Source organism: Trinickia terrae, from assembly GCF_005144415.1.
GTDB lineage: Bacteria > Pseudomonadota > Gammaproteobacteria > Burkholderiales > Burkholderiaceae > Trinickia_A > Trinickia_A terrae.
Window position 1 is genome coordinate 1 of sequence record NZ_SWJE01000001.1, and the last position, 20710, is coordinate 20710.

Consider the following 20710-nt stretch of genomic DNA (forward strand, 5'->3'; position numbering starts at 1 on the left):
TTGAGCTTGGTCTTGTAGGCGGTGAGCTCGGCTTGCGTCGGCAGCTTTTCGTGCACGAGCAGGTGGGCGATCTCCTCGAACTCGCAGGTGGTGGCGACGTCGAGGATGTCGTAGCCGCGGTAGTGCAGATCGTTGCCGGTGCGCCCGACCGTGCACAGCGCCGTGTTGCCCGCCGTCACGCCCGAGAGCGCGACCGATTTCTTCGGCTTGAAGCCGGGGCCGCCTTGTGCTGCGCCGGCCGGTTGCGTCGTCTCGCTCATCTGTTCCCGTCTCCTTGCGCCTCGTTACGCCTTGTCCTTGCTGAACAACGCGTCGAGCTTCTGCTCGTAGGCGTGGTAGCCGATGCTCTGGTAGAGCTCCTCGCGCGTTTGCATCGTGTCCAGCACGGCCTTTTGCGTGCCGTCGCGGCGAATCGCGCCGTAAACGTTTTCGGCTGCCTTGTTCATCGCGCGGAATGCGGATAGCGGGTACAGCACGAGCGAAACGTCCGCGCCGCGCAGCTCGTCGACCGTAAAGAGCGGCGTCGAGCCGAATTCGGTGATGTTCGCGAGGATCGGCGCCTTCACCGCCTGCGCGAACTGCCGGTACATGCCGAGCTCGGTCATCGCTTCGGGGAAGATCATGTCCGCGCCCGCTTCGACGCAGGCGCAGGCGCGGTCGATCGCGGCCTGCAGCCCAACGACTGCGAGCGCGTCGGTGCGCGCCATGATGACGAAGTCGGGATCGGTGCGCGCGTCGACGGCTGCCTTGATGCGGTCGACCATCTCGTCCTGCGTGACGATCGCCTTGCCCGGCCGGTGGCCGCAGCGCTTCGCGCCGACCTGGTCCTCGATGTGCATTGCGCCCGCGCCTGCCTTGGTGAGCTCCTTGACGGTGCGCGCGATGTTGAACGCCGAGGGGCCGAAGCCGGTGTCGACGTCGACGAGCAGCGGCAGGTCGCAGACGTTGGTGATGCGTCGCACGTCGGTCAGGACGTCGTCGAGCGTCGAGATGCCGAGATCGGGCAGCCCGAGCGAGCCGGCGGCAACGCCGCCGCCGGACAGGTAGATCGCCTTGAACCCGGCGTGCCTGGCGAGCAGCGCGTGGTTCGCGTTGATCGCGCCGACCACTTGCAGCGGCTTTTCAGCGGCGACGGCCGCGCGGAACGCGGCGCCGGCGGAGGGGGAGTTCATCGTGCGGTCTCCTTCGAGAGGTCGTCCGGGCCGAACAGCGGCGCGGCTTCCGCCGGCACCGGCCGGCCGGTCGCGCGCGCTCGGCGCAGCACCGACCAGTAGTACCGGTAGCTCGCGCGGTCGTGGAGGGTATCGCCGTGGCGCGTCGGTCCCCATTGCGCCGCCTGGGCGGCGAGCAGGATCTCGGCGGCCGTCGCGATCTCCTCATCGCGCGGCGCGAATGCGGCCACGATCACGGGAATCTGCGCCGGATGGATGCTCCACATCCGCGTATAGGCGAATTCGTTGCGGGCGCGCGCGGCGTCGTTGGCGACGACGCCCATGTCGCGCACCTCGGTGCTCACGTTGTGCGACGGCACCTTGCCGTGCGCGTGGCAGGCGGCGGCGATCTCCAGCTTCGCGCGGCGCACGAGCGGGTGGTCGAACTGGCCGGGCGAGCGCATCGCCGAATCGGGAATCGCGCCGTTGTGCGCGGAGACGAAGTCCATCAGCCCGAACGAAAGCGCCTCGACGGCCGGCAGCGCGGCGAGCGCGAACGCCTGCGCAAGCGCGCCGTGCGTCTCGATCAGCACCTGGACGGGAATCGGCTTCGCGATGCCGAGCTCGCGGCGCGTGGCCTCGATGAACGCGCACATTTCGGCGGCGTCGCCGGCGTCGCGGACCTTCGGCAGCGTGATGTAGGCGGGCGCGCGGACCGCGCCGCGCAGGATCAGGCGCACGTCGTCGCGCCAATGCGGGTGGTCGAAATCGTGGATGCGCACGCCGACGCGGCCGAACTTGTCGTGCTCGCTGCCGACGAGCGATGCGACCAGCTCCGCATGCTCGGCTTCGCGGCCGACTTCGGCGCCGTCCTCGCAATCGAGCGTGACGTCGAACACGGGCCCAAGCTGCGCCTGCAGCGCGAGCGATTTGAGCATCAATTTCTCGCTGCCCGCGTAGTGGTCGCAGGCGGGCAGGATGGCGGGTGGCGCTTCGCCGTCAAACAGCACAACGGCAGGGAGGAGTGCGCGCATCTTCGGCGTCAGGAGCGTGGGTCGTCGGGAAGAAAACCTGATTCGGACGGGTTCTGTCGCGTTGGATCGTCGCCGGCAGCGAGCCTCGGCTAACGATAAAGCCGGCGTAGTTGCACCGGGATTAGCTGCAAAACGCGTCCGAATCAGGTGCGAAGGCCGGCGTTGCCGGTCCGCTCGCGCGGACCTTCGGCGTCTGCCTTCGCAGAAAACTGCCGGAAACCCGTCGATGACAACGGGCTCCGGCGCATCGGGCGATCAGCCGAGCAGGTGTTGCACGCCGTCGCGCTCTTCGAGCAGCTCGGCCAGCGTGCCGTCCATCTTCTCGCGCGAGAACGCGTCGATTTCCAGGCCTTCGACGCGCTTGTATTCGCCGTTTTCGCAGGTCACGGGCACGCCGTAGATGATGTCTTCGGGGATGCCGTACGAGCCGTCCGACGGGATGCCCATCGTGACCCACTTGCCGTTGGTGCCGAGCACCCAGTCACGCACGTGGTCGATCGCGGCGTTCGCAGCCGATGCCGCCGACGACAGGCCGCGCGCTTCGATGATCGCCGCGCCGCGCTTGCCGACGGTCGGGATGAAGGTGTTGCGGTTCCATTCGTCGTCGCTGATCAGCTTCAGCAGCGATTCGCCTTCGGCGCTCGCGAAGCGGAAATCGGGGTACATCGTCGGCGAGTGGTTGCCCCACACCGCGAGCTTTTCGATCGACGCGACCGGCTTGCCCGACTTGGCGGCCAGTTGCGACAGCGCGCGGTTGTGGTCCAGGCGCAGCATGGCGGTGAAGTTCTTCTTCGGCAGGTCCGGCGCCGACTTCATCGCGATGTAGGCATTGGTGTTGGCCGGGTTGCCGACCACCAGCACCTTCACGTCGCGGCTGGCGGCTTCATTGAGCGCCTTGCCCTGCACCGTGAAGATCTCGGCGTTGGCCGAGAGCAGGTCCTTGCGCTCCATGCCCTTCGAACGCGGACGGGCGCCGACCAGCAATGCGACGTCGGCATCCTTGAAGGCGACCTTCGGTTCGTCGGTGACCACGACGCCCGCGAGCAGCGGGAACGCACAGTCTTCGAGCTCCATCACGACGCCTTTCACGGCGGCCTGCGCTTGCGGCAGGTCGAGCAGTTGCAGGATGACCGGCTGGTCCTTGCCGAGCAGATCGCCGTTGGCGATGCGGAACAGCAGCGAGTAACCGATTTGACCTGCGGCGCCGGTGACGGCGACACGCTTTGCGGGCTTAGCCATTGAGAAATCTCCAGGACGATGCGTTGGACGCTAGGGAAAACGCCATTCTATGCGCGTTACGCGAAGCGTGAATGAAGCACGGTGCAAAAGCGCTGCGCGATGGGCCCGGAAACCGCGCCGGGCTTGGCGCTGCGGCCAATGCCGCCGTGCCGGATAACCGGTGCCGCAAAGGGGGCGGCGAAGCGGGGAATGGGGATGTTCGAAGGCGATCGTCGACGCCTGCCGGACGCGCGAGGGCGCCGGCGACTGCAGCAGCGCGCGTTTCGCGAAGGCCGCGGCCCAAGCGTTCCGCGGCTGGCGGGAAGCGCTTCGCACGACCCGCAAACCCTGGCTCGCGTTGGAGTTTAGGAGGGGGGCACTACAAAGTCAACAGTATCATATGTCTTATATAAGACATATGAATCGCAGGGAAAAATCTGGACGCGAAAGCGGCGTTTGTGATGAAATGCGCGGATGAATGCGAACCCGGCGAGCACAGCGAATCCGATCGGCACGGCGGCCTCCGGCGGGGGCGGCGCGGGTGACGGCTCGAGCGCGCCATCGCCGACCTTCAGCCCGCTCTACCGGCAGATCAAAGGGCTCATCACCCAGAGCCTCGAATCGGGCGAGTGGAAGCCCGGCGAGATCATCCCGAGCGAAGTCGAACTGGCGGCCCGCTACAAGGTGAGCCAGGGCACGGTGCGCAAGGCCATCGACGAGCTCGCCGCCGACAACCTGCTTGTGCGCCGCCAGGGCAAGGGCACGTTTGTTGCGACGCACAACGAAGACCGCGCCCAGTTCCGCTTTCTGCGCCTGCTCGCCGACGACGGCGCCGAACATCCCCACATCAGCAAGCTGCTCGAATGCCGCCGCCTGCGCGCGCCGGCCGAGATCGCGCGCCAGCTCGACCTGAAGCCGGCCGACCCCGTCGTGCTGATCAGGCGCCTCCTGGAATTCGACAGCGAAACTACCGTGCTCGACGAGATCTGGCTGCCGGGCGCCGTGTTCCGCGGTCTCACGCTCGAGCGCTTGAGCGAGTATAAAGGCCCGCTGTACGCGATGTTCGAGACGGAGTTCGGCACGCGCATGATCCGCGCCTCGGAGAAGATCCGAGCGGTGGCGGCGGAGCCGTCGGTGGCCGACCTGCTCGGGGTGCCGGCGGGTTTTCCTTTGCTGTCGGTCGAGCGCGTGTCCTATACCTATGGGGACCGGCCGGTCGAGGTGCGGCGTGGTTGGTATGTCACAACCGGGTATTACTATCAGAACGACTTGAGTTGAGTGGTGCCCGCCGCGCCTTTGTGGGGACGGGTTTCAAGGCGTCATTGTTGCGAGCTCGGCAAAACTTCAGCGTGGGTTTTCGCTGCGCCGCGATATAAAAAGGCGCTAAAATCGCGGATTAGTGTGACTACAAGTAGGGGTCTAGCATGGCAGAAGCCGTAAAAAAACCGAGGCCGGAGTACCGGAATATCGGTATCGGTCAGATATTGACGGCATATCGTCTCCCGCTAGCGGGGCGCGTGTCGATCTTGCACCGCGTAAGCGGCGCGTTGCTCTTCGTGTTCCTTCCGTTCCTGCTTTACCTCTTCGATCAAAGCCTGACTTCCGAGCTCAGCTTCGAAGTCTTCAAGGGCTTCCTCTCCAACATCGTCGTCAAGCTCATCACGCTGGTTCTCGCGTGGGCCTTCCTGTTCCACTTCTGCGCCGGCATCCGTCACCTCGTGATGGACACCAATCACAACGCCGTCACCAAGGAAAAGGGCAAGCAGACCTCGCTCGTCGTCGTCGTCGTGTCCTCGATCCTCACGATCGCCTTCGCGCTCAAACTGTTCGGAGCTTTCTAAAACATGTCAGCCAATAACCGAATCGGCTCGAAGCGCCTTGTCGTGGGCGCGCACTACGGTCTGCGCGACTGGCTCGCGCAGCGCGTCACCGCCACGATCATGGCGATCTACACGATCATCCTGCTCGCCTGGTTCTTCGGCGCACAAGCGTTTTCGTATGACGGCTGGGCCTCGATCTTCGCCACGCAATGGATGAAGCTCGCGACCTTCGTCACGTTGCTGTCGCTCTTCTATCACGCGTGGGTCGGCGTGCGCGACATCTGGATGGACTATGTGAAGCCCGTGGGGGTGCGTCTGGTGCTGCAGGCGCTGACGATCGTCTGGCTGCTCGCCTGTGCGGGCTACGCTGCGCAGATTCTCTGGAGAGTGTAAAAGAATGGCTGCAATCAAGAATTCTCTGCCGCGTCGCCGCTTCGACGTGGTCATCGTCGGCGCAGGCGGCTCGGGGATGCGCGCCTCGCTGCAACTCGCGCGCGCCGGCTTGTCGGTCTGCGTGCTCTCGAAGGTGTTCCCGACTCGCTCGCACACGGTCGCCGCGCAAGGCGGCATCGGCGCGTCGCTCGGCAACATGAGCGAAGACAACTGGCACTACCACTTCTACGACACGATCAAGGGCTCCGACTGGCTCGGCGATCAGGACGCGATCGAGTTCATGTGCCGTGAAGCGCCGAACGCGGTTTACGAGCTGGAGCATTTCGGCATGCCGTTCGACCGCAATGCGGACGGCACGATCTACCAGCGCCCGTTCGGCGGCCACACCGCGAACTACGGCGAGAAGCCCGTGCAGCGCGCGTGCGCGGCGGCTGACCGTACCGGTCACGCGCTGCTCCACACGCTGTACCAGCAGAACGTCGCGGCGAAGACGCAGTTCTTCGTCGAATGGATGGCGCTCGACCTGATCCGCGACGCGGACGGCGACGTGCTCGGCGTAACCGCGCTCGAAATGGAAACGGGCGACGTCTATATCCTCGAAGGCAAGACCACGCTGTTCGCGACGGGCGGCGCAGGCCGGATCTTCGCGGCTTCGACGAACGCGTTCATCAACACCGGCGACGGCCTCGGCATGGCGGCGCGTGCGGGCATCGCGCTGCAGGACATGGAATTCTGGCAGTTCCATCCGACCGGCGTGGCCGGCGCGGGCGTGCTGATCACGGAAGGCGTGCGCGGCGAGGGCGGCATTCTGCGCAACTCGGACGGCGAGCGTTTCATGGAGCGCTACGCGCCGACGCTGAAGGACCTGGCGCCGCGCGACTTCGTTTCGCGCTCGATGGACCAGGAAATCAAGGAAGGCCGCGGCGTCGGTCCGAACAAGGATCACGTGCTGCTCGACCTGTCGCACATCGGCGCCGAGACGATCATGAAGCGTCTGCCGTCGATCCGCGAAATCGCGCTGAAGTTCGCGAACGTCGACTGCATCAAAGAGCCGATCCCGGTCGTGCCGACCATTCACTATCAGATGGGCGGCATTCCGACCAACATCCACGGCCAGGTCGTGGGCACGTCGAAGGGTTACAGCGATCCGGTCAACGGGTTCTATGCGGTCGGCGAATGCTCGTGCGTGTCGGTGCACGGCGCGAACCGCCTCGGCACGAACTCGCTGCTCGACCTCGTGGTGTTCGGCCGTGCGGCGGGCAACCACATCGTCAAGCACGTCAAGGAAATCAAGGAGCACAAGCCGCTGCCGGCCGATGCCGCCGATTTCGCGCTGTCGCGCCTCGCAAAGCTCGATCAGTCGAGCTCGGGCGAATACACGCAAACGATCGCGAACGACATCCGCAAGAACATGCAGGCGCACGCCGGCGTGTTCCGCAACTCGCAACTGCTCGCCGAAGGCGTCGAGAAGATCCAGGAACTGAAGGAGCGCGTTGCGCACGTGCACCTGAAGGACAAGTCGAAGGTGTTCAACACCGCGCGCGTCGAAGCGCTCGAGCTGGCGAACCTGATCGAAGTGGCGCGCGCGACGATCGTGTCGGCCGAGGCCCGCAAGGAAAGCCGCGGCGCCCACGCGCACAACGACTACGAGCATCGCGACGACGAGAACTGGCTGCGCCACACGCTGTGGTTCAGCGAGGGCGACCGCCTCGACTACAAGCCGGTGCAGATGAAGCCGCTGACGGTCGAATCGGTGCCGCCCAAGGCGCGTACGTTCTAAGCGCTCCTGTACTTGATTGCTTGACGCCGCGGCGAACCTTCGAGGCCGCCCGGCGCTTCCTAGAGAGCCAAATCAAAGGACTCTGAAATGGCAAAACGCATTTTTGAAATCTACCGCTACGATCCGGACAAGGACGCGGCACCGCGCATGCAGACGTACGAGATCGAGATCGATTCGCACGAGCGCATGCTGCTCGACGCACTCGTGAAGCTGAAGGCGCTCGACGAAACCTTGTCGTTCCGCCGCTCGTGCCGCGAAGGCGTGTGCGGTTCGGACGCGATGAACATCAACGGCAAGAACGGCCTCGCGTGCCTGACGAACCTGAACGACCTGCCGCAGAAGATCGTGCTGCGTCCACTGCCGGGCCTGCCCGTCGTGCGCGACCTGATCTGCGACTTCACGCAGTTCTTCAACCAGTACCACTCGATCAAGCCGTACTTGATCAACGATACGCCGCCGCCCGAGAAAGAACGCCTGCAGTCGCCGGAAGAGCGTGACGAGCTCGATGGCCTGTACGAGTGTATTCTGTGCGCTAGCTGCTCAACGTCGTGCCCGAGCTTCTGGTGGAACCCGGATAAGTTCGTGGGTCCCGCCGGCCTGCTGCAAGCCTATCGCTTCATCGCGGACAGCCGCGACGAGGCGACCGGCGAGCGTCTCGACAACCTGGAAGACCCGTACCGTCTGTTCCGTTGCCACACGATCATGAACTGCGTCGACGTGTGCCCGAAGGGCCTCAATCCGACGAAGGCGATCGGCAAGATCAAGGAATTGATGGTGCGCCGCGCGGTCTGAGATGGACGAAACTTCGCACCAATCCGACCCGCTTCGCCGGGCGCGCCTTCGCTGGCGCGCCCGGCGCGGATTGCTGGAAAACGATCTCATCTTCGAGCGTTTCTTCAGCCGATATGAGCATGACCTCAGCGACGACGACGTAGGCGCGCTCACGCGCCTGCTTGAGCTGAGCGATAACGACCTGATGGACTTGCTTCTCTCGCGCAAGGAACCGGATGGCGACCTTGCCGACCCGGACGTGGTCCGAGTGCTGGGGCTGTTGCGCGCTGCCTGAGCCCTGCGTAGTCAGTGGAGCCGCGTGCAATTTATCGAAAACCCGTAATAAAACCTTCGATTGAGGATGCTATGACCCCGTCAGAAGTAAAAGCCACGCTATCGTTCAGCGACAATTCGCCCAGCGTCGAGCTGCCGATCTACAAGGGCACGATGGGCCCGGACGTGATCGATATTCGCAAGCTCTATGGTCAAACCGGCAAGTTCACTTATGACCCGGGCTTCATGTCGACGGCGTCGTGCAACTCGGCGATTACTTACATCGACGGCGACAAGGGCGAGCTGCTCTATCGCGGCTACCCGATCGACAACCTCGCGCAAAACGCCGACTTCCTCGAGACTTGCTACCTGCTCCTGAAGGGCGAGCTGCCGAACGTCGAGCAGAAGAAGGAATTCGTCGAGACCGTCACGAAGCACACGATGGTCCACGAGCAGATGCAGTTCTTCTTCCGCGGCTTCCGCCGCGACGCGCACCCGATGGCGATTCTGGTCGCCGCGGTCGGCGCGCTGTCGGCGTTCTATCACGACTCGCTGAACATCAACGACCCGCGTCACCGCGACGTGTCGGCGATCCGCATGATCGCGAAGCTGCCGACGCTGGTGGCGATGGCGTACAAATACAGCATCGGCCAGCCGTTCGTGTATCCGCGCAACAACCTCTCGTACAGCGCGAACTTCATGCACATGATGTTCTCGAACCCGTGCGAGGAGTACAAGGTCAACGACGTGCTGGTGCGCGCGCTCGACCGCATCCTGATCCTGCACGCGGACCACGAGCAGAACGCGTCGACCTCGACGGTGCGCCTTGCCGGTTCGTCGGGTGCGAACCCGTTCGCGTGTATCGCGGCCGGCATCGCGTGTCTGTGGGGCCCGGCGCACGGCGGCGCGAACGAAGCAGCGCTGAACATGCTGGAAGAGATCGGCTCGGTCGACAACATCCCCGAGTTCATCAAGCAAGTGAAGGACAAGAATTCGGGCGTGAAGCTGATGGGCTTCGGTCACCGCGTGTACAAGAACTACGATCCGCGTGCGAAGCTGATGCGCGAAACGTGCCACGAAGTGCTCGAAGAGCTGGGCCTGCACGACGATCCGCTCTTCAAGCTCGCGATGCAGCTCGAGAAGATCGCGCTGGAAGACGAATACTTCGTGTCGCGCAAGCTGTATCCGAACGTCGATTTCTACTCGGGCATCGTGCAGCGCGCGCTGGGCATCCCGACCTCGATGTTCACCTGCATCTTCGCGATGGCGCGTACGGTGGGCTGGATCGCGCAGTGGAACGAAATGATCTCGGAACCCGAGCAGAAGATTGGCCGTCCGCGTCAGCTCTTCATCGGCGAAACGCCGCGCGAAGCGAAGCCGCTGGCGCAGCGTTGATGCGCGGTTGAGCGGGCAGGGCGCGCGGCGTGAGACCGTGTGCTCGGGCTACCGCTCGGCGCCCACGCAAGCCGTATGAAAACACCCCAATGGCGTACGCCGTTGGGGTGTTTTTTTGTGTTAGCCCGAGGAGGAACCGGGACTGCTTCCCCAGGCGGTTAAAATGCAGGGATCGCACCATGCCGCGCGTAAGCAGCGGGCCTGTCCAGCCTGCCCGATTCCGCCAATGCGTCCAGGCTTGCCTCGCTGCCGGCTCGTGTTGAATACTTCGACGTGAAATTCCATTTGACCTCCATTTAACGGTTTTCCTCATGAGCACCATTCTTCAGAATCTCCCGGCCGGTCAGAAGGTCGGTATCGCGTTCTCCGGTGGCCTGGACACGAGCGCCGCGCTTCACTGGATGCGCCTCAAGGGAGCCGTCCCGTATGCCTACACGGCCAATCTGGGGCAGCCGGACGAGGACGACTACGATTCGATCCCGCGTCGCGCGCTCCAGTACGGCGCGGAAGGTGCGCGGCTGATCGACTGCCGCGCACAACTGGTGGCGGAGGGCATTGCGGCGTTGCAAAGCGGCGCATTCCATATTTCCACGGCCGGCGTGACCTACTTCAACACCACGCCGATCGGCCGTGCGGTCACGGGCACCATGCTCGTCGCGGCGATGAAGGAAGACGGCGTCAACATCTGGGGCGACGGCAGCACGTACAAGGGCAACGACATCGAGCGCTTCTACCGCTACGGCCTGCTCGTCAACCCGGACCTGAAGATCTACAAGCCGTGGCTCGATCAGACGTTCATCGACGAGCTTGGCGGCCGCAAGGAAATGTCGGAGTTCATGATCCGCTCGGGCTTCGAGTACAAGATGTCGGTCGAAAAGGCGTATTCGACCGATTCGAACATGCTCGGCGCGACGCACGAAGCCAAGGACCTCGAAAGCCTCGGCAGCAGCATCAAGATCGTCTCGCCGATCATGGGCGTCGCATTCTGGTGCGATGACGTGCAAGTCAAGGCCGAAGAGGTCACGGTCCGTTTCGAGGAAGGCCATCCGGTTGCGCTGAACGGCGTCGAGTTCGCCAATCCGGTCGAACTGCTGCTGGAGGCGAACCGGATCGGCGGCCGCCACGGCCTCGGCATGAGCGACCAGATCGAGAACCGGATCATCGAGGCGAAGAGCCGCGGAATCTACGAGGCCCCCGGGCTCGCGCTGCTTTACATCGCCTATGAGCGGCTCGTCACCGGCATTCACAACGAAGATACGATCGAGCAGTACCGCGAGAACGGCCGCAAGCTCGGCCGCCTGCTGTATCAAGGCCGCTGGTTCGACTCGCAGGCGATCATGCTGCGCGAGACGGCGCAGCGCTGGGTGGCGCGTGCGGTGACGGGCGAAGTGACGATCGAGCTGCGTCGCGGCAACGACTATTCGATCCTGAACACCAGCTCGCCGAACCTGACGTACCAGCCGGAGCGGCTCACGATGGAGAAGGGCGAATCGACTTTCTCGCCGCGCGATCGCATCGGGCAACTGACGATGCGCAACCTCGACATCACCGATACGCGCGACAAGCTGCGCATCTACACGCAAGCGGGCTTGCTGACGCCGGGCGAGGCGTCGGCGCTTCCTCAGATCAAGGGCGACAGCGAGTAAGCGCAAGCCGGCCCGAATAAGCTGCATCAAGCATCGAACTGGATACGGAGCCAGGCTCCGTATCCAACCCCCCGGCGCAAAGAAAAACGACTCGAAAGCGCCCGTGCGAATAACCGGGTAATGCCGATCCAGGTATCGCGACTACCACCCAACCCACTGTTTTTATTCACTTTTCTGCGAAGCTTTGTGCGCCGCAGGCGTGTTGTGCGTGGCATAATCGACCGAACCGGGATTGCCCGATGTCATTACTACCCCGCATACCATGGCACAGACTCTCTACGACAAATTGTGGAATTCGCACGTCGTCCACACTGAAGAAGACGGCACGACCCTGCTCTACATCGATCGCCATCTGCTGCATGAAGTCACGAGCCCGCAGGCCTTCGAAGGCCTGAAGCTGAACCAGCGTCCGGTGTGGCGCATCAGCGCGAACCTCGCGGTGTCGGACCACAACGTGCCGACCACCGATCGCAGCCACGGCATCGCCGATCCGGTCTCGAAGCTGCAAGTCGACACGCTCGATGCGAACTGCGATTCCTTCGGCATCACGCAGTTCAAGATGACCGACACGCGCCAGGGCATCGTTCACATCATCGGGCCCGAGCAGGGTGCGACGCTGCCGGGCATGACGATCGTCTGCGGCGATTCGCACACCTCCACGCACGGCGCGTTCGGCGCGCTCGCGCACGGCATCGGCACGTCGGAAGTCGAGCACGTGCTGGCCACGCAAACGCTGCTGCAAAAGAAGAGCAAGAACATGCTCGTGAGGGTCGAGGGCCAACTGCCGCGCGGCTGCACCGCGAAAGATATCGTGCTCGCGATCATCGGCAAGATCGGCACCGCGGGCGGCACGGGCTATGCGATCGAATTCGGCGGCTCGACCATCCGTTCGCTGTCGATGGAAGGGCGCATGACCGTCTGCAACATGGCGATCGAGGCGGGCGCGCGCGCCGGCATGGTCTCCGTCGACGACACCACGATCGAATACCTGAAGGGCCGTCCGTTCTCGCCGACCGGTGTCGAGTGGGATCAGGCGGTCGAATACTGGAAGACGTTCAAGTCCGATCCCGATGCGCAGTTCGATCGCGTCGTCGAGCTGAATGCCGCCGAGATCGTGCCGCAGGTGACCTGGGGCACGTCGCCGGAAATGGTGACGTCGGTGGATGGCCGCGTGCCGGACCCGGAGAAAGAGAAAGATCCCGTCAAGCGCGACGCGATGGAGCGCGCGCTGCAATACATGGCGCTCGAACCGAACCTGCCGATCGAATCGATCAAGCCGGACAAGATCTTCATCGGCTCGTGCACGAACGCGCGCATCGAAGACTTGCGTGCTGCTGCGTATGTCGTGAAGAAGCTGGGCCGCCGTGTCGCGTCGAACATCCGGCTCGCGATGGTCGTGCCGGGCTCCGGTCTCGTGAAGGCGCAGGCCGAGCGCGAAGGGCTCGACAAGGTGTTCACCGAGGCGGGTTTCGAATGGCGCGAGCCGGGCTGCTCGATGTGCCTCGCGATGAACGCCGACCGGCTCGAGCCGGGCGAGCGCTGCGCGTCCACGTCGAACCGCAATTTCGAAGGGCGCCAGGGCGCGGGCGGCCGCACGCATCTGGTGAGCCCCGCGATGGCCGCGGCAGCGGCGATCGAAGGGCACTTCGTCGATATCCGCAAGCTGGGTTGATGGCAATACGAGTCGAGTGATAGATCATGGATAAATTCGTTGTGCACACGGGCCTCGTTGCGCCCCTCGATCGCGAGAACGTCGATACCGATGCGATCATCCCGAAGCAGTTCCTGAAGTCGATCAAGCGCACCGGCTTCGGCCCGAACGCGTTCGACGAGTGGCGTTACCTGGATCACGGCGAGCCGGGCCAGGACAACTCGAAGCGTCCGCTGAACCCGGACTTCGTGCTGAACCAGCCGTGCTATCAAGGCGCATCGGTGCTGCTCGCGCGCAAGAACTTCGGCTGCGGCAGCTCGCGCGAGCACGCGCCGTGGGCGCTTCAGCAGTACGGTTTCCGCGCGCTCATCGCGCCGAGTTTCGCGGACATCTTCTACAACAACTGCTTCAAGAACGGTCTGCTGCCGATCGTCCTGACCGAGCAGCAAGTCGATCACCTGTTCAACGAAACCTACGCGTTCAACGGCTACGAGCTGACCGTCGATCTCGAAGCGCAAGTCGTGCGTTTGCCGAACGGGACCGCCTATCCGTTCGAAGTCGCGGCGTTCCGCAAATACTGCCTGCTGAACGGTTTCGACGATATCGGCCTCACGCTGCGTCACTCTGACGAAATCCGTAAGTTCGAGGCCGAGCGGCTTGCCAAGCAGCCCTGGCTCGATCACCGCATCGTCGGCTGATGCAACCACTCCCAAAACACACAGGAAACCTCGAATGAAGATCGCATTGCTGCCCGGCGACGGCATCGGCCCGGAAATCGTCAACGAAGCCGTCAAGGTGCTCAACGCTCTCGACGAAAAATTCGAAATGGAAGAGGCGCCCGTCGGCGGCGCGGGCTACGAGGCCAAGGGCCACCCGCTGCCGGACTCGACGCTCGCTCTGGCGAAGGAAGCCGACGCGATCCTGTTCGGCGCCGTCGGCGACTGGAAGTACGACTCGCTCGAGCGCGCGCTGCGCCCGGAGCAGGCGATTCTCGGCCTGCGCAAGCATCTGCAGCTGTTCGCGAACTTCCGTCCGGCGATCTGCTATCCGCAGTTGACGGATGCGTCGTCGCTGAAGCCGGAGATCGTCTCGGGCCTCGACATCCTGATCGTGCGCGAGCTGAACGGCGACGTCTATTTCGGTCAGCCACGCGGCGTGCGCCAGTCGCCTGACGGCGTGTTCGCGGGTGCCAAGGAAGGCTTCGACACGATGCGCTATTCGGAGCCCGAAGTGCGCCGCATCGCGCACGTCGCGTTTCAGGCGGCGCAAAAGCGCGGCAAGAAGCTGACCTCGGTCGACAAGGCCAACGTGCTCGAGACGTCGCAATTCTGGCGCGATGTGGTGATCGACGTCTCGAAGGAGTACGCCGATGTCGAGCTGTCGCACATGTATATCGACAACGCCGCGATGCAGCTCGTGAAGGCGCCGAAGGCGTTCGACGTGATCGTGACGGGCAACCTGTTCGGCGACATCCTCTCGGACGAAGCCGCGATGCTGACGGGCTCGATCGGCATGCTGCCGTCGGCGTCGCTCGATGCGAACAACAAGGGCTTGTACGAGCCGTCGCACGGCTCGGCGCCGGACATCGCCGGCAAGGGCGTCGCGAACCCGCTCGCGACGATCCTCTCGGCTGCGATGATGCTGCGCTACTCGCTGAATCGCGCCGAGCAGGCCGATCGGATCGAAAACGCGGTGAAGAAGGTGTTGGAGCAGGGCTACCGCACCGGCGACATCGCGACGCCGGGCGGCAAGCAGGTCGGCACGGTGGCGATGGGCGACGCGGTGGTCGCTGCGCTGTAACTGTAAGTTTTACCGGGATGCGCAGTCCGAAACACGCAGTTTCCGGCACACAGGACTGCGCATCAATCCACGAACGGACCGCTGCACAAAGCGGTCCGTTCGTGCGAAATACGCCATACAGGGTGTGACTTTACGCAAACGTCACGTTTCGCGAAGGCCGCCAAACGCGGGTTTTCGTGTATATTGTCGCGATGGCGCAGATTTCCAAAATCTCTTCGATTGCAAACTTCCACGGCAAAACGGCCCGTGCGAGCGCATTCGCCATTACCGTCATTAAATCGATTACCCGTAAAACGATCACGAAACGCTGATCGTCCGTCGTGCCCGCTCGTCTTCCCCGCGCGGTCACGCCGGGCAAAGTTGCGGGGAAGCGTCCACTCCAAGGGTTAGTCATGAATGTAGGTCTCGTAGGTTGGCGCGGCATGGTCGGCAGCGTCCTGATGCAGCGTATGCAAGAGGAACGCGATTTCGACCTGATCGAACCGGTGTTTTTCAGCACCAGCAACGCGGGCGGCAATGCGCCGTCGTTCGCCAAGAACGAGACCAAGCTCAAAGACGCGACAAGCATCGACGACCTCAAGAAGTGCGACGTCATCATGACTTGCCAGGGCGGCGACTACACGAACGAGGTGTTCCCGAAGCTGCGCGCGGCGGGCTGGAACGGCTACTGGATCGACGCGGCGTCGTCGCTGCGCATGAAGGATGATGCGGTCATCATCCTCGATCCGGTGAACCTGGACGTGATCAAGGACGCACTCGTCAAGGGCACGAGGAACTTCATCGGCGGCAACTGCACGGTCAGCCTGATGCTGATGGCGCTGGGCGGCCTGTTCCGCGAGAACCTCGTCGACTGGATCACGGCGATGACGTACCAGGCCGCATCGGGTGCGGGCGCGCAGAACATGCGCGAGCTGCTGAGCCAGATGGGCGCGCTGCACGGCGCGGTGAAGAGCGAGCTGGCTGACCCGTCGTCGGCGATTCTCGATATCGACCGCAAGGTGCTCGCCACGATGAACAGCGACAGCATGCCGACCGATCACTTCGGCGTGCCGCTCGCAGGCTCGCTGATTCCGTGGATCGACAAGGATCTCGGCAACGGCATGTCGAAAGAAGAATGGAAGGGCGGTGCCGAAGCCAACAAGATCCTCGGCAAGCCGGCGATGGGCACGCCGGGCTGCGTGCCGGTCGACGGCCTCTGCGTGCGGATCGGCGCGATGCGCTGCCACTCGCAGGCGCTGACCATCAAGCTCAAGAAGGACGTGCCGCTCGACGAAGTCGACAGCATCCTGGCCTCGGCCAACGATTGGGTGAAGGTCGTGCCGAATACGCGTGAAGCGTCGATGCGCGATCTGTCGCCGGCCGTGGTGACGGGCACGCTGTCGGTGCCGGTCGGCCGTGTGCGCAAGCTCGCGATGGGCGGCGAGTATCTGTCGGCGTTTACGGTCGGCGATCAGCTGCTGTGGGGCGCTGCCGAGCCGCTGCGCCGCATGCTGCGCATTCTGCTCGACAAGTAAAGTAAACTACGCGGTCACGACGCGTAGAAAACCAAAAGCGTCGCGCTTGCCGCGGCGCTTTTTTCATTTGCACTTCATGTCCTCTCCCCAACGCCAACCAGGGCCGCGCTTTGCCGCGCCGAAAGTACCAATGATCGTACGATTTACTTCGCATGATGTTGTGCGCACGTCCGTTCGTTTGATGTCCGGCAAGACGACTGCGATCGCGATGGCGTGCGCGTTGTTTGGCGCGGCGGCCGTCGCGCAGGCCGCTTCGGTCGATGCCGGCGCTGCCTCGGCAAGTGCGGCGGCGAGCGCTCCGGCCGCTGCAAGTCAGGCGATGGCGTCCTCCGCCACGCAATACACGGTCAAGCCGGGCCAGTCGCTCAACGATGTCGCGATCGACGTGACGCAGTCGCACGACCGGAACGTGCTCGCGCATGCCGCGAAGGTGCTGTTCGACGCGAATCCGAAAGCGTTCATGGGGAACGATCCGAGCCGGATGAAAGTCGGCGCGGTGTTGAGTGTTCCGGCCCTCGATGCGTCGGGGAATGTGGCGGCGTCGGAGACTGCGGTTGCCGGTGCGGCGCAGGGTGTCGCGGCGTCCGGTGCGGCGGCGGGTGTGGCGGCTTCGGCGGCGGCAGCTTCGAGCGTTGCGGTTCCCGCGAGCGGCGCAGCCGGCGCTTCGGCTGCGGTGGCTGCGCTTGCGGCATCCCATCCGGATGCGGCCAGCGCCGCGCAGCCGGCATCGGCGGCGAGTGCGGGGCAGGGGGCGGTGCAATTGGCCGCCAGCGGGCCTGTCGAAGCCGCAGCGAGTGCGGTAGCGGCTTCGGGCGCGTCGGCGCCCGCCGTTGCGGCGGCATCGGCCGTACCCGCATCGGCCGCATCCGGTGCGCAGCCGCATGTGTCGAGTCTTCAGCAACTGCTTGCGCTGAAGAATCGTGTCTTGATGGCGCTGCAGCAGCACGGTTTCGGCTCGGCTCAACCCGCGACGGGCAATCGCGCACAGGCTGCCAATGCGCAAGCTGCGACCGACCAGCAAACGACGACTCAGAGCAGCGCGCCGTCGACGACGGCTAACGCCGCGCCTGTCGTTGGATCGACGGCCGCGCCCGTGCTGCGGGTCGGAGGCGGCGAGCTGAGCTTCAACGGATGGCAGATCAATATCGGTGCGCTCTCGGCGGTCGTCGCGGCGCTGCTCGCGCTGGTCGTCTGGCTGGTGATGCGCGGCCGCAAGCGCGCGGCTGAGGCGGCTGCGTCTGCAGAAAGCGTCGAACGGCGTGCGCGCGTGGCGTCGGAAGAAGGGGGGGCGATTGAGGGCGATAAGCCCGAGGCCGACGAGGCGAAACACACAGCCGAGGACGGCAGCGCGGATGTCGCCATTTCGCAGCAAGGCCGTGACGCCTCTGCCGACGTGTCGACGGAGTCCGCCGAGGCCGAATTTCTCGCGACGCTCGAACAAAGCCCGAACAGCAAGAGCGCGCTGATGGGCCTGGCCGGCATTTACGCGGAGGCGCGCGACATCGTCCGTTTCGACGATATTGCAAAGCGCGTCTGGCAACTGTCGGGCGGACGTGGCCCGAATTGGAAACACGTGGCGTCGTTGGGGCGTCAGCTCGATCCGCACAACCCGCTGTATGCCGATCCCGCGGCTGGTCCGAGCGCAGGACCTGCACCGCTCGAGCCGAGCGGCGGCGCGGGGGCTTCGCTCGATGCGTCGGCTGGCGAGCGGGCATCCGATGCGAGCGCGGAACATGCGCAGATCGAGCCGCTTTCGCCCGGCGTGACGCTCGGCGAGGCTTCGCCGAGCGCTGCCGATCTTGTTTCTCGGGAGGAACAGGCTGCGCCGCAGGCCGAGGAGCCGGCGTCGAACGCAGAGCGCGACACGGCAGGCACGCCTGTGGCCGAGCAGGCCGAGTCGCACATCGAAGAAGCCGCGCCGCAAATCGCCGATGCCGATTCCCAAGCGAAGCGCGCCAACGCGATCGCGGAGCGTCTCGAAGCGATTGCGGCACGTGTCGAGGCGGCCAAGCGCGACGGCGACACCGCGCCGCCTGCGCCCGATCTGGCGTGGCCCGACGCCGAGCCTCAGCATGCCGAGCCGTCCGCGGCGTCACACGACGATGACGCGGACCTGCTCCCGCCGCCCGTCGCGCCCACGTTCGGCGATGCGAACCGGAACACCTCGGCCTCGCCGTTGGCCGAGCCGTTGTGGCCGCTCGATGGTGCCGGGGCGTCGGATTCCAGCGACGAGCTGCTCGAGCCGCCGCCGCTCCCGCCGGACGCGATTTCCGCGCTCAACAGCCTCGACTTGTCGCTGCCTCCGCGTTTCGATGAGCCCGGCGAGATGGCAGCGCCGTCCCCGGTTTCGTTGGCGACCCAACCCGTCGTCGCGCCCGAGATCACCGAGCAGCAGGCCGTGCCTCCGTTCGCGCCAGAAGCGCCGCGGGCCGCCGAAGCGATCGAAGCTGGCATTGCCGGTCCCGCCGCAGTGGCCGGACTCGGCGCGGCGCGCTTCGGCTCGATGAACCTCAGCTTCGATCTGGACCTGCCTGCCTCAATGCCGCCGTTGCCGACCTTCACGCCGGAAGAGCTCGCGCGGATCGCCCGCAACAAGCTCGATCTCGCGGCCGAATACATCGAGCTCGGCGACCTGGCTGGCGCGCGCACGCTGATCAACGAAGTGATCGAGTCGAACGACGCCGCGACGCGCAACGACGCCCGTGCGCTCCTGTCGACGCTCGCGCCGCTGTCCTGATGCCGGGTTCGATGCGTATCGCTCTCGGCATCCAGTACGACGGCACGGCGTTTTGCGGCTGGCAGTCGCAGCCGCACGGCAAGACGGTGCAGGACGTGCTCGAGCGGGCGCTGCGCGAGTTCGCGCGGATGCCTTTGCAAACGGTCGTGGCCGGCCGCACCGACACCGGCGTGCACGGGCTCGGCCAGGTCGTCCATTTCGATACGGAGCTCGACCGCGAGGAGTTCTCGTGGGTGCGCGGGACGAACGCGTTCTTGCCGGAGACGGTCGCCGTGCAGTGGGCGAAGGTGATGCCGGAGACGTTTCACGCGCGCTTCTCCGCATTCGAGCGGACCTACTTCTACGCGCTCTACGTGAACCCGGTGCGCTCGCCGATGCTCACGGGCCGGGCGGGCTGGATCCACACGCCGCTCGACGTCGACGCGATGCGCGCCGCGGCGGAGTGCCTGATCGGCGAGCACGACTTCTCGGCGTTTCGCTCGTCGGAATGCCAGGCGAAGACGCCCGTCAAGCACCTGTACCAGGTCGACATCCGCCCCCAGGGCGACCTGATCCATTTCCGCTTTCGCGCGAATGCGTTCCTGCACCACATGGTGCGCAACCTGATGGGCAGCCTCGTCGCGGTCGGGCGCGGACGCTATCCCGCGTCCTGGCTCGTCGAGGTGCTCGCAAGCCGCGACCGCAACTTCGCCGCGCCGACGTTCATGCCGGAAGGGCTCTATCTCGCCCATGTCGGCTATCCTGAGGCATTCGCTGTCCCGCCTACCCATCTCGGCAGCGCGCCATGGAGCGACATATGGAACGACCGGCCGGCACCATGAACGAAACCACGCTCCGGCAGTCTGCCGCAGTTGTGCCACACCGCACCCGGATCAAACTGTGCGGCCTGTCCCGCCAGGAAGACGTCGCCTATGCGATCGAGCTGGGCGCCGACGCGATCGGCCTCGTGTTCTATCCGCCGAGTCCGCGCGCGATCGGCGTGGCCGAAGCGCTCGAGTTGACGCACGACATCCCGCCGTTCGTCTCGGTGGTGGGCCTGTTCGTGAATCCGGCGTCTGATTGGTTGAGCGAGGTCACGAGCAACGTGCCGCTCACGATGCTGCAATTTCACGGCGACGAGACAGCAAAAGAGTGTGAGAAGCTCGCCAATCTCGCGGGTTTGCCATGGTTGCGCGCGATACGGATCGCAGCGGATACTCGGCAGGCCGATTTGGTAGAATCGGCACTTAACTATTCAGCAGCTAGCGGCCTCCTGCTCGACGCGCACGTCGAGGGCTACGGCGGCGGCGGGAAGACTTTCGATTGGTCACTTATTCCAGCAGATCTCGGGCATCGGGCCGTTTTGAGTGGTGGCTTGAACGCGCAAAACGTCGGTGATGCGATCCATCGCGTGCGTCCGTTCGCGGTCGATGTCTCGAGTGGCATCGAAGCGCCGGGCGCCAAGGGCGTGAAGGATCACGCCCGGATGGCGGCGTTCGTATGCGCAGTGCGCGAAGCGGACGCCGGATGATCAAAGCGGCGCGGCTC

Annotated in this window: 20 protein-coding genes; 15 read left to right on the top strand and 5 right to left on the bottom strand. The window is 64.6% G+C overall.

Going from position 1 to position 20710, the window contains the following annotated elements; all coding sequences use genetic code 11:
- The 4 genes from FAZ69_RS00005 to FAZ69_RS00020 form a co-directional block, all read right to left on the bottom strand.
- Window positions 1-260: citrate/2-methylcitrate synthase (locus FAZ69_RS00005; protein ID WP_304571674.1), on the bottom strand; the 260-nt coding region annotated here is incomplete at its 3' end.
- 24 nt (window positions 261-284) lie between these two features.
- Entirely contained in the window at window positions 285-1172 is an 888-nt protein-coding gene (gene prpB / locus FAZ69_RS00010) for a methylisocitrate lyase (RefSeq protein ID WP_136891916.1), read from the bottom strand.
- Window positions 1169-2185 (bottom strand): HpcH/HpaI aldolase/citrate lyase family protein, encoded by a 1017-nt coding sequence (locus FAZ69_RS00015; RefSeq protein ID WP_136891917.1) that lies wholly within the window; start codon window positions 2183-2185, stop codon window positions 1169-1171. Before FAZ69_RS00015 ends, prpB begins: the two co-directional genes overlap by 4 nt.
- 255 nt (window positions 2186-2440) lie before the next feature.
- Window positions 2441-3424, bottom strand: a complete 984-nt coding sequence (locus FAZ69_RS00020; RefSeq protein WP_136891918.1) for a malate dehydrogenase — start codon at window positions 3422-3424, stop codon at window positions 2441-2443.
- A gap of 453 nt (window positions 3425-3877) precedes the next feature.
- Here FAZ69_RS00020 and FAZ69_RS00025 point away from each other — a divergent pair, with 453 nt between their 5' ends.
- From FAZ69_RS00025 to leuB, 11 genes are all read left to right on the top strand, one after another.
- The gene (locus FAZ69_RS00025) at window positions 3878-4681 is read left to right on the top strand and encodes a GntR family transcriptional regulator (protein WP_136891919.1); all 804 of its coding nucleotides are present in this window, start codon (window positions 3878-3880) and stop codon (window positions 4679-4681) included.
- A gap of 146 nt (window positions 4682-4827) precedes the next feature.
- Window positions 4828-5244, top strand: coding sequence for a succinate dehydrogenase, cytochrome b556 subunit (sdhC, locus tag FAZ69_RS00030; protein ID WP_136891920.1), 417 nt, complete (start codon window positions 4828-4830; stop codon window positions 5242-5244).
- 3 nt (window positions 5245-5247) lie between these two features.
- A complete protein-coding gene (gene sdhD, locus FAZ69_RS00035; protein WP_136891921.1) occupies window positions 5248-5616 on the top strand; it encodes a succinate dehydrogenase, hydrophobic membrane anchor protein in 369 nt (122 codons plus the stop codon).
- Between the two features lie 4 nt (window positions 5617-5620).
- Window positions 5621-7396, top strand: coding sequence for a succinate dehydrogenase flavoprotein subunit (gene sdhA / locus FAZ69_RS00040; RefSeq protein ID WP_136891922.1), 1776 nt, complete (start codon window positions 5621-5623; stop codon window positions 7394-7396).
- Between the two features lie 87 nt (window positions 7397-7483).
- Complete coding sequence (locus FAZ69_RS00045; protein ID WP_136891923.1) at window positions 7484-8188, top strand: succinate dehydrogenase iron-sulfur subunit; 705 nt, start codon at window positions 7484-7486, stop codon at window positions 8186-8188.
- Window position 8189: 1 nt separating this feature from the next.
- On the top strand, window positions 8190-8462 hold the full coding sequence (locus tag FAZ69_RS00050; protein ID WP_136891924.1) for an FAD assembly factor SdhE: 273 nt from the start codon (window positions 8190-8192) through the stop codon (window positions 8460-8462).
- Between the two features lie 71 nt (window positions 8463-8533).
- Window positions 8534-9835, top strand: a complete 1302-nt coding sequence (gltA, locus tag FAZ69_RS00055; protein WP_136891925.1) for a citrate synthase — start codon at window positions 8534-8536, stop codon at window positions 9833-9835.
- Window positions 9836-10146: 311 nt separating this feature from the next.
- A complete protein-coding gene (gene argG, locus FAZ69_RS00060) occupies window positions 10147-11481 on the top strand; it encodes an argininosuccinate synthase (RefSeq protein WP_136891926.1) in 1335 nt (444 codons plus the stop codon).
- A gap of 262 nt (window positions 11482-11743) precedes the next feature.
- Window positions 11744-13153, top strand: a complete 1410-nt coding sequence (leuC, locus tag FAZ69_RS00065; protein ID WP_136891927.1) for a 3-isopropylmalate dehydratase large subunit — start codon at window positions 11744-11746, stop codon at window positions 13151-13153.
- 26 nt (window positions 13154-13179) lie between these two features.
- On the top strand, window positions 13180-13830 hold the full coding sequence (leuD, locus tag FAZ69_RS00070) for a 3-isopropylmalate dehydratase small subunit (protein ID WP_136891928.1): 651 nt from the start codon (window positions 13180-13182) through the stop codon (window positions 13828-13830).
- Window positions 13831-13864: 34 nt separating this feature from the next.
- Window positions 13865-14932, top strand: a complete 1068-nt coding sequence (gene leuB / locus FAZ69_RS00075) for a 3-isopropylmalate dehydrogenase (RefSeq protein ID WP_136891929.1) — start codon at window positions 13865-13867, stop codon at window positions 14930-14932.
- A gap of 130 nt (window positions 14933-15062) precedes the next feature.
- Here the strand turns inward: leuB and FAZ69_RS00080 are convergent, their stop codons facing one another.
- Window positions 15063-15326, bottom strand: a complete 264-nt coding sequence (locus FAZ69_RS00080; RefSeq protein ID WP_136891930.1) for a hypothetical protein — start codon at window positions 15324-15326, stop codon at window positions 15063-15065.
- Between FAZ69_RS00080 and asd the strand changes: the two genes are divergently transcribed.
- The 4 genes from asd to FAZ69_RS00100 all read left to right on the top strand — a co-directional run bounded on the left by asd (window position 15325) and on the right by FAZ69_RS00100 (window position 20693).
- Complete coding sequence (gene asd / locus FAZ69_RS00085; protein ID WP_136891931.1) at window positions 15325-16446, top strand: aspartate-semialdehyde dehydrogenase; 1122 nt, start codon at window positions 15325-15327, stop codon at window positions 16444-16446. The two genes, FAZ69_RS00080 and asd, sit on opposite strands and share 2 nt — an antisense overlap.
- Before the next feature lie 181 nt (window positions 16447-16627).
- A complete protein-coding gene (locus FAZ69_RS00090; protein WP_136891932.1) occupies window positions 16628-19183 on the top strand; it encodes a FimV/HubP family polar landmark protein in 2556 nt (851 codons plus the stop codon).
- 11 nt (window positions 19184-19194) lie between these two features.
- Window positions 19195-20004 carry a tRNA pseudouridine(38-40) synthase TruA gene (gene truA / locus FAZ69_RS00095; RefSeq protein WP_136891933.1) on the top strand — a complete coding sequence of 270 codons (810 nt, stop codon included), beginning with the start codon at window positions 19195-19197 and terminating at the stop codon, window positions 20002-20004.
- Window positions 19980-20693: a phosphoribosylanthranilate isomerase gene (locus FAZ69_RS00100; RefSeq protein WP_240702041.1), complete on the top strand. Its 714-nt coding sequence runs from the start codon at window positions 19980-19982 to the stop codon at window positions 20691-20693. The genes truA and FAZ69_RS00100 overlap by 25 nt, the downstream gene beginning before the upstream one ends.
- Window positions 20694-20710 lie beyond the last annotated feature (17 nt).

Excerpts from the sequence above, each read along its gene's own strand:
- prpB (WP_136891916.1), bottom strand. The coding sequence starts at position 1,172 with ATGAACTCCCCCTCCGCCGGCGCCGCGTTCCGCGCGGCCGTCGCCGCT.
- FAZ69_RS00015 (WP_136891917.1), bottom strand. The coding sequence starts at position 2,185 with ATGCGCGCACTCCTCCCTGCCGTTGTGCTGTTTGACGGCGAAGCGCCA.
- FAZ69_RS00020 (WP_136891918.1), bottom strand. The coding sequence starts at position 3,424 with ATGGCTAAGCCCGCAAAGCGTGTCGCCGTCACCGGCGCCGCAGGTCAA.
- FAZ69_RS00025 (WP_136891919.1), top strand. The coding sequence starts at position 3,878 with ATGAATGCGAACCCGGCGAGCACAGCGAATCCGATCGGCACGGCGGCC.
- sdhC (WP_136891920.1), top strand. The coding sequence starts at position 4,828 with ATGGCAGAAGCCGTAAAAAAACCGAGGCCGGAGTACCGGAATATCGGT.
- sdhD (WP_136891921.1), top strand. The coding sequence starts at position 5,248 with ATGTCAGCCAATAACCGAATCGGCTCGAAGCGCCTTGTCGTGGGCGCG.
- sdhA (WP_136891922.1), top strand. The coding sequence starts at position 5,621 with ATGGCTGCAATCAAGAATTCTCTGCCGCGTCGCCGCTTCGACGTGGTC.
- FAZ69_RS00045 (WP_136891923.1), top strand. The coding sequence starts at position 7,484 with ATGGCAAAACGCATTTTTGAAATCTACCGCTACGATCCGGACAAGGAC.
- FAZ69_RS00050 (WP_136891924.1), top strand. The coding sequence starts at position 8,190 with ATGGACGAAACTTCGCACCAATCCGACCCGCTTCGCCGGGCGCGCCTT.
- gltA (WP_136891925.1), top strand. The coding sequence starts at position 8,534 with ATGACCCCGTCAGAAGTAAAAGCCACGCTATCGTTCAGCGACAATTCG.
- argG (WP_136891926.1), top strand. The coding sequence starts at position 10,147 with ATGAGCACCATTCTTCAGAATCTCCCGGCCGGTCAGAAGGTCGGTATC.
- leuC (WP_136891927.1), top strand. The coding sequence starts at position 11,744 with ATGGCACAGACTCTCTACGACAAATTGTGGAATTCGCACGTCGTCCAC.
- leuD (WP_136891928.1), top strand. The coding sequence starts at position 13,180 with ATGGATAAATTCGTTGTGCACACGGGCCTCGTTGCGCCCCTCGATCGC.
- leuB (WP_136891929.1), top strand. The coding sequence starts at position 13,865 with ATGAAGATCGCATTGCTGCCCGGCGACGGCATCGGCCCGGAAATCGTC.
- asd (WP_136891931.1), top strand. The coding sequence starts at position 15,325 with ATGAATGTAGGTCTCGTAGGTTGGCGCGGCATGGTCGGCAGCGTCCTG.
- FAZ69_RS00080 (WP_136891930.1), bottom strand. The coding sequence starts at position 15,326 with ATGACTAACCCTTGGAGTGGACGCTTCCCCGCAACTTTGCCCGGCGTG.
- FAZ69_RS00090 (WP_136891932.1), top strand. The coding sequence starts at position 16,628 with ATGTCCGGCAAGACGACTGCGATCGCGATGGCGTGCGCGTTGTTTGGC.
- truA (WP_136891933.1), top strand. The coding sequence starts at position 19,195 with ATGCGTATCGCTCTCGGCATCCAGTACGACGGCACGGCGTTTTGCGGC.
- FAZ69_RS00100 (WP_240702041.1), top strand. The coding sequence starts at position 19,980 with ATGGAACGACCGGCCGGCACCATGAACGAAACCACGCTCCGGCAGTCT.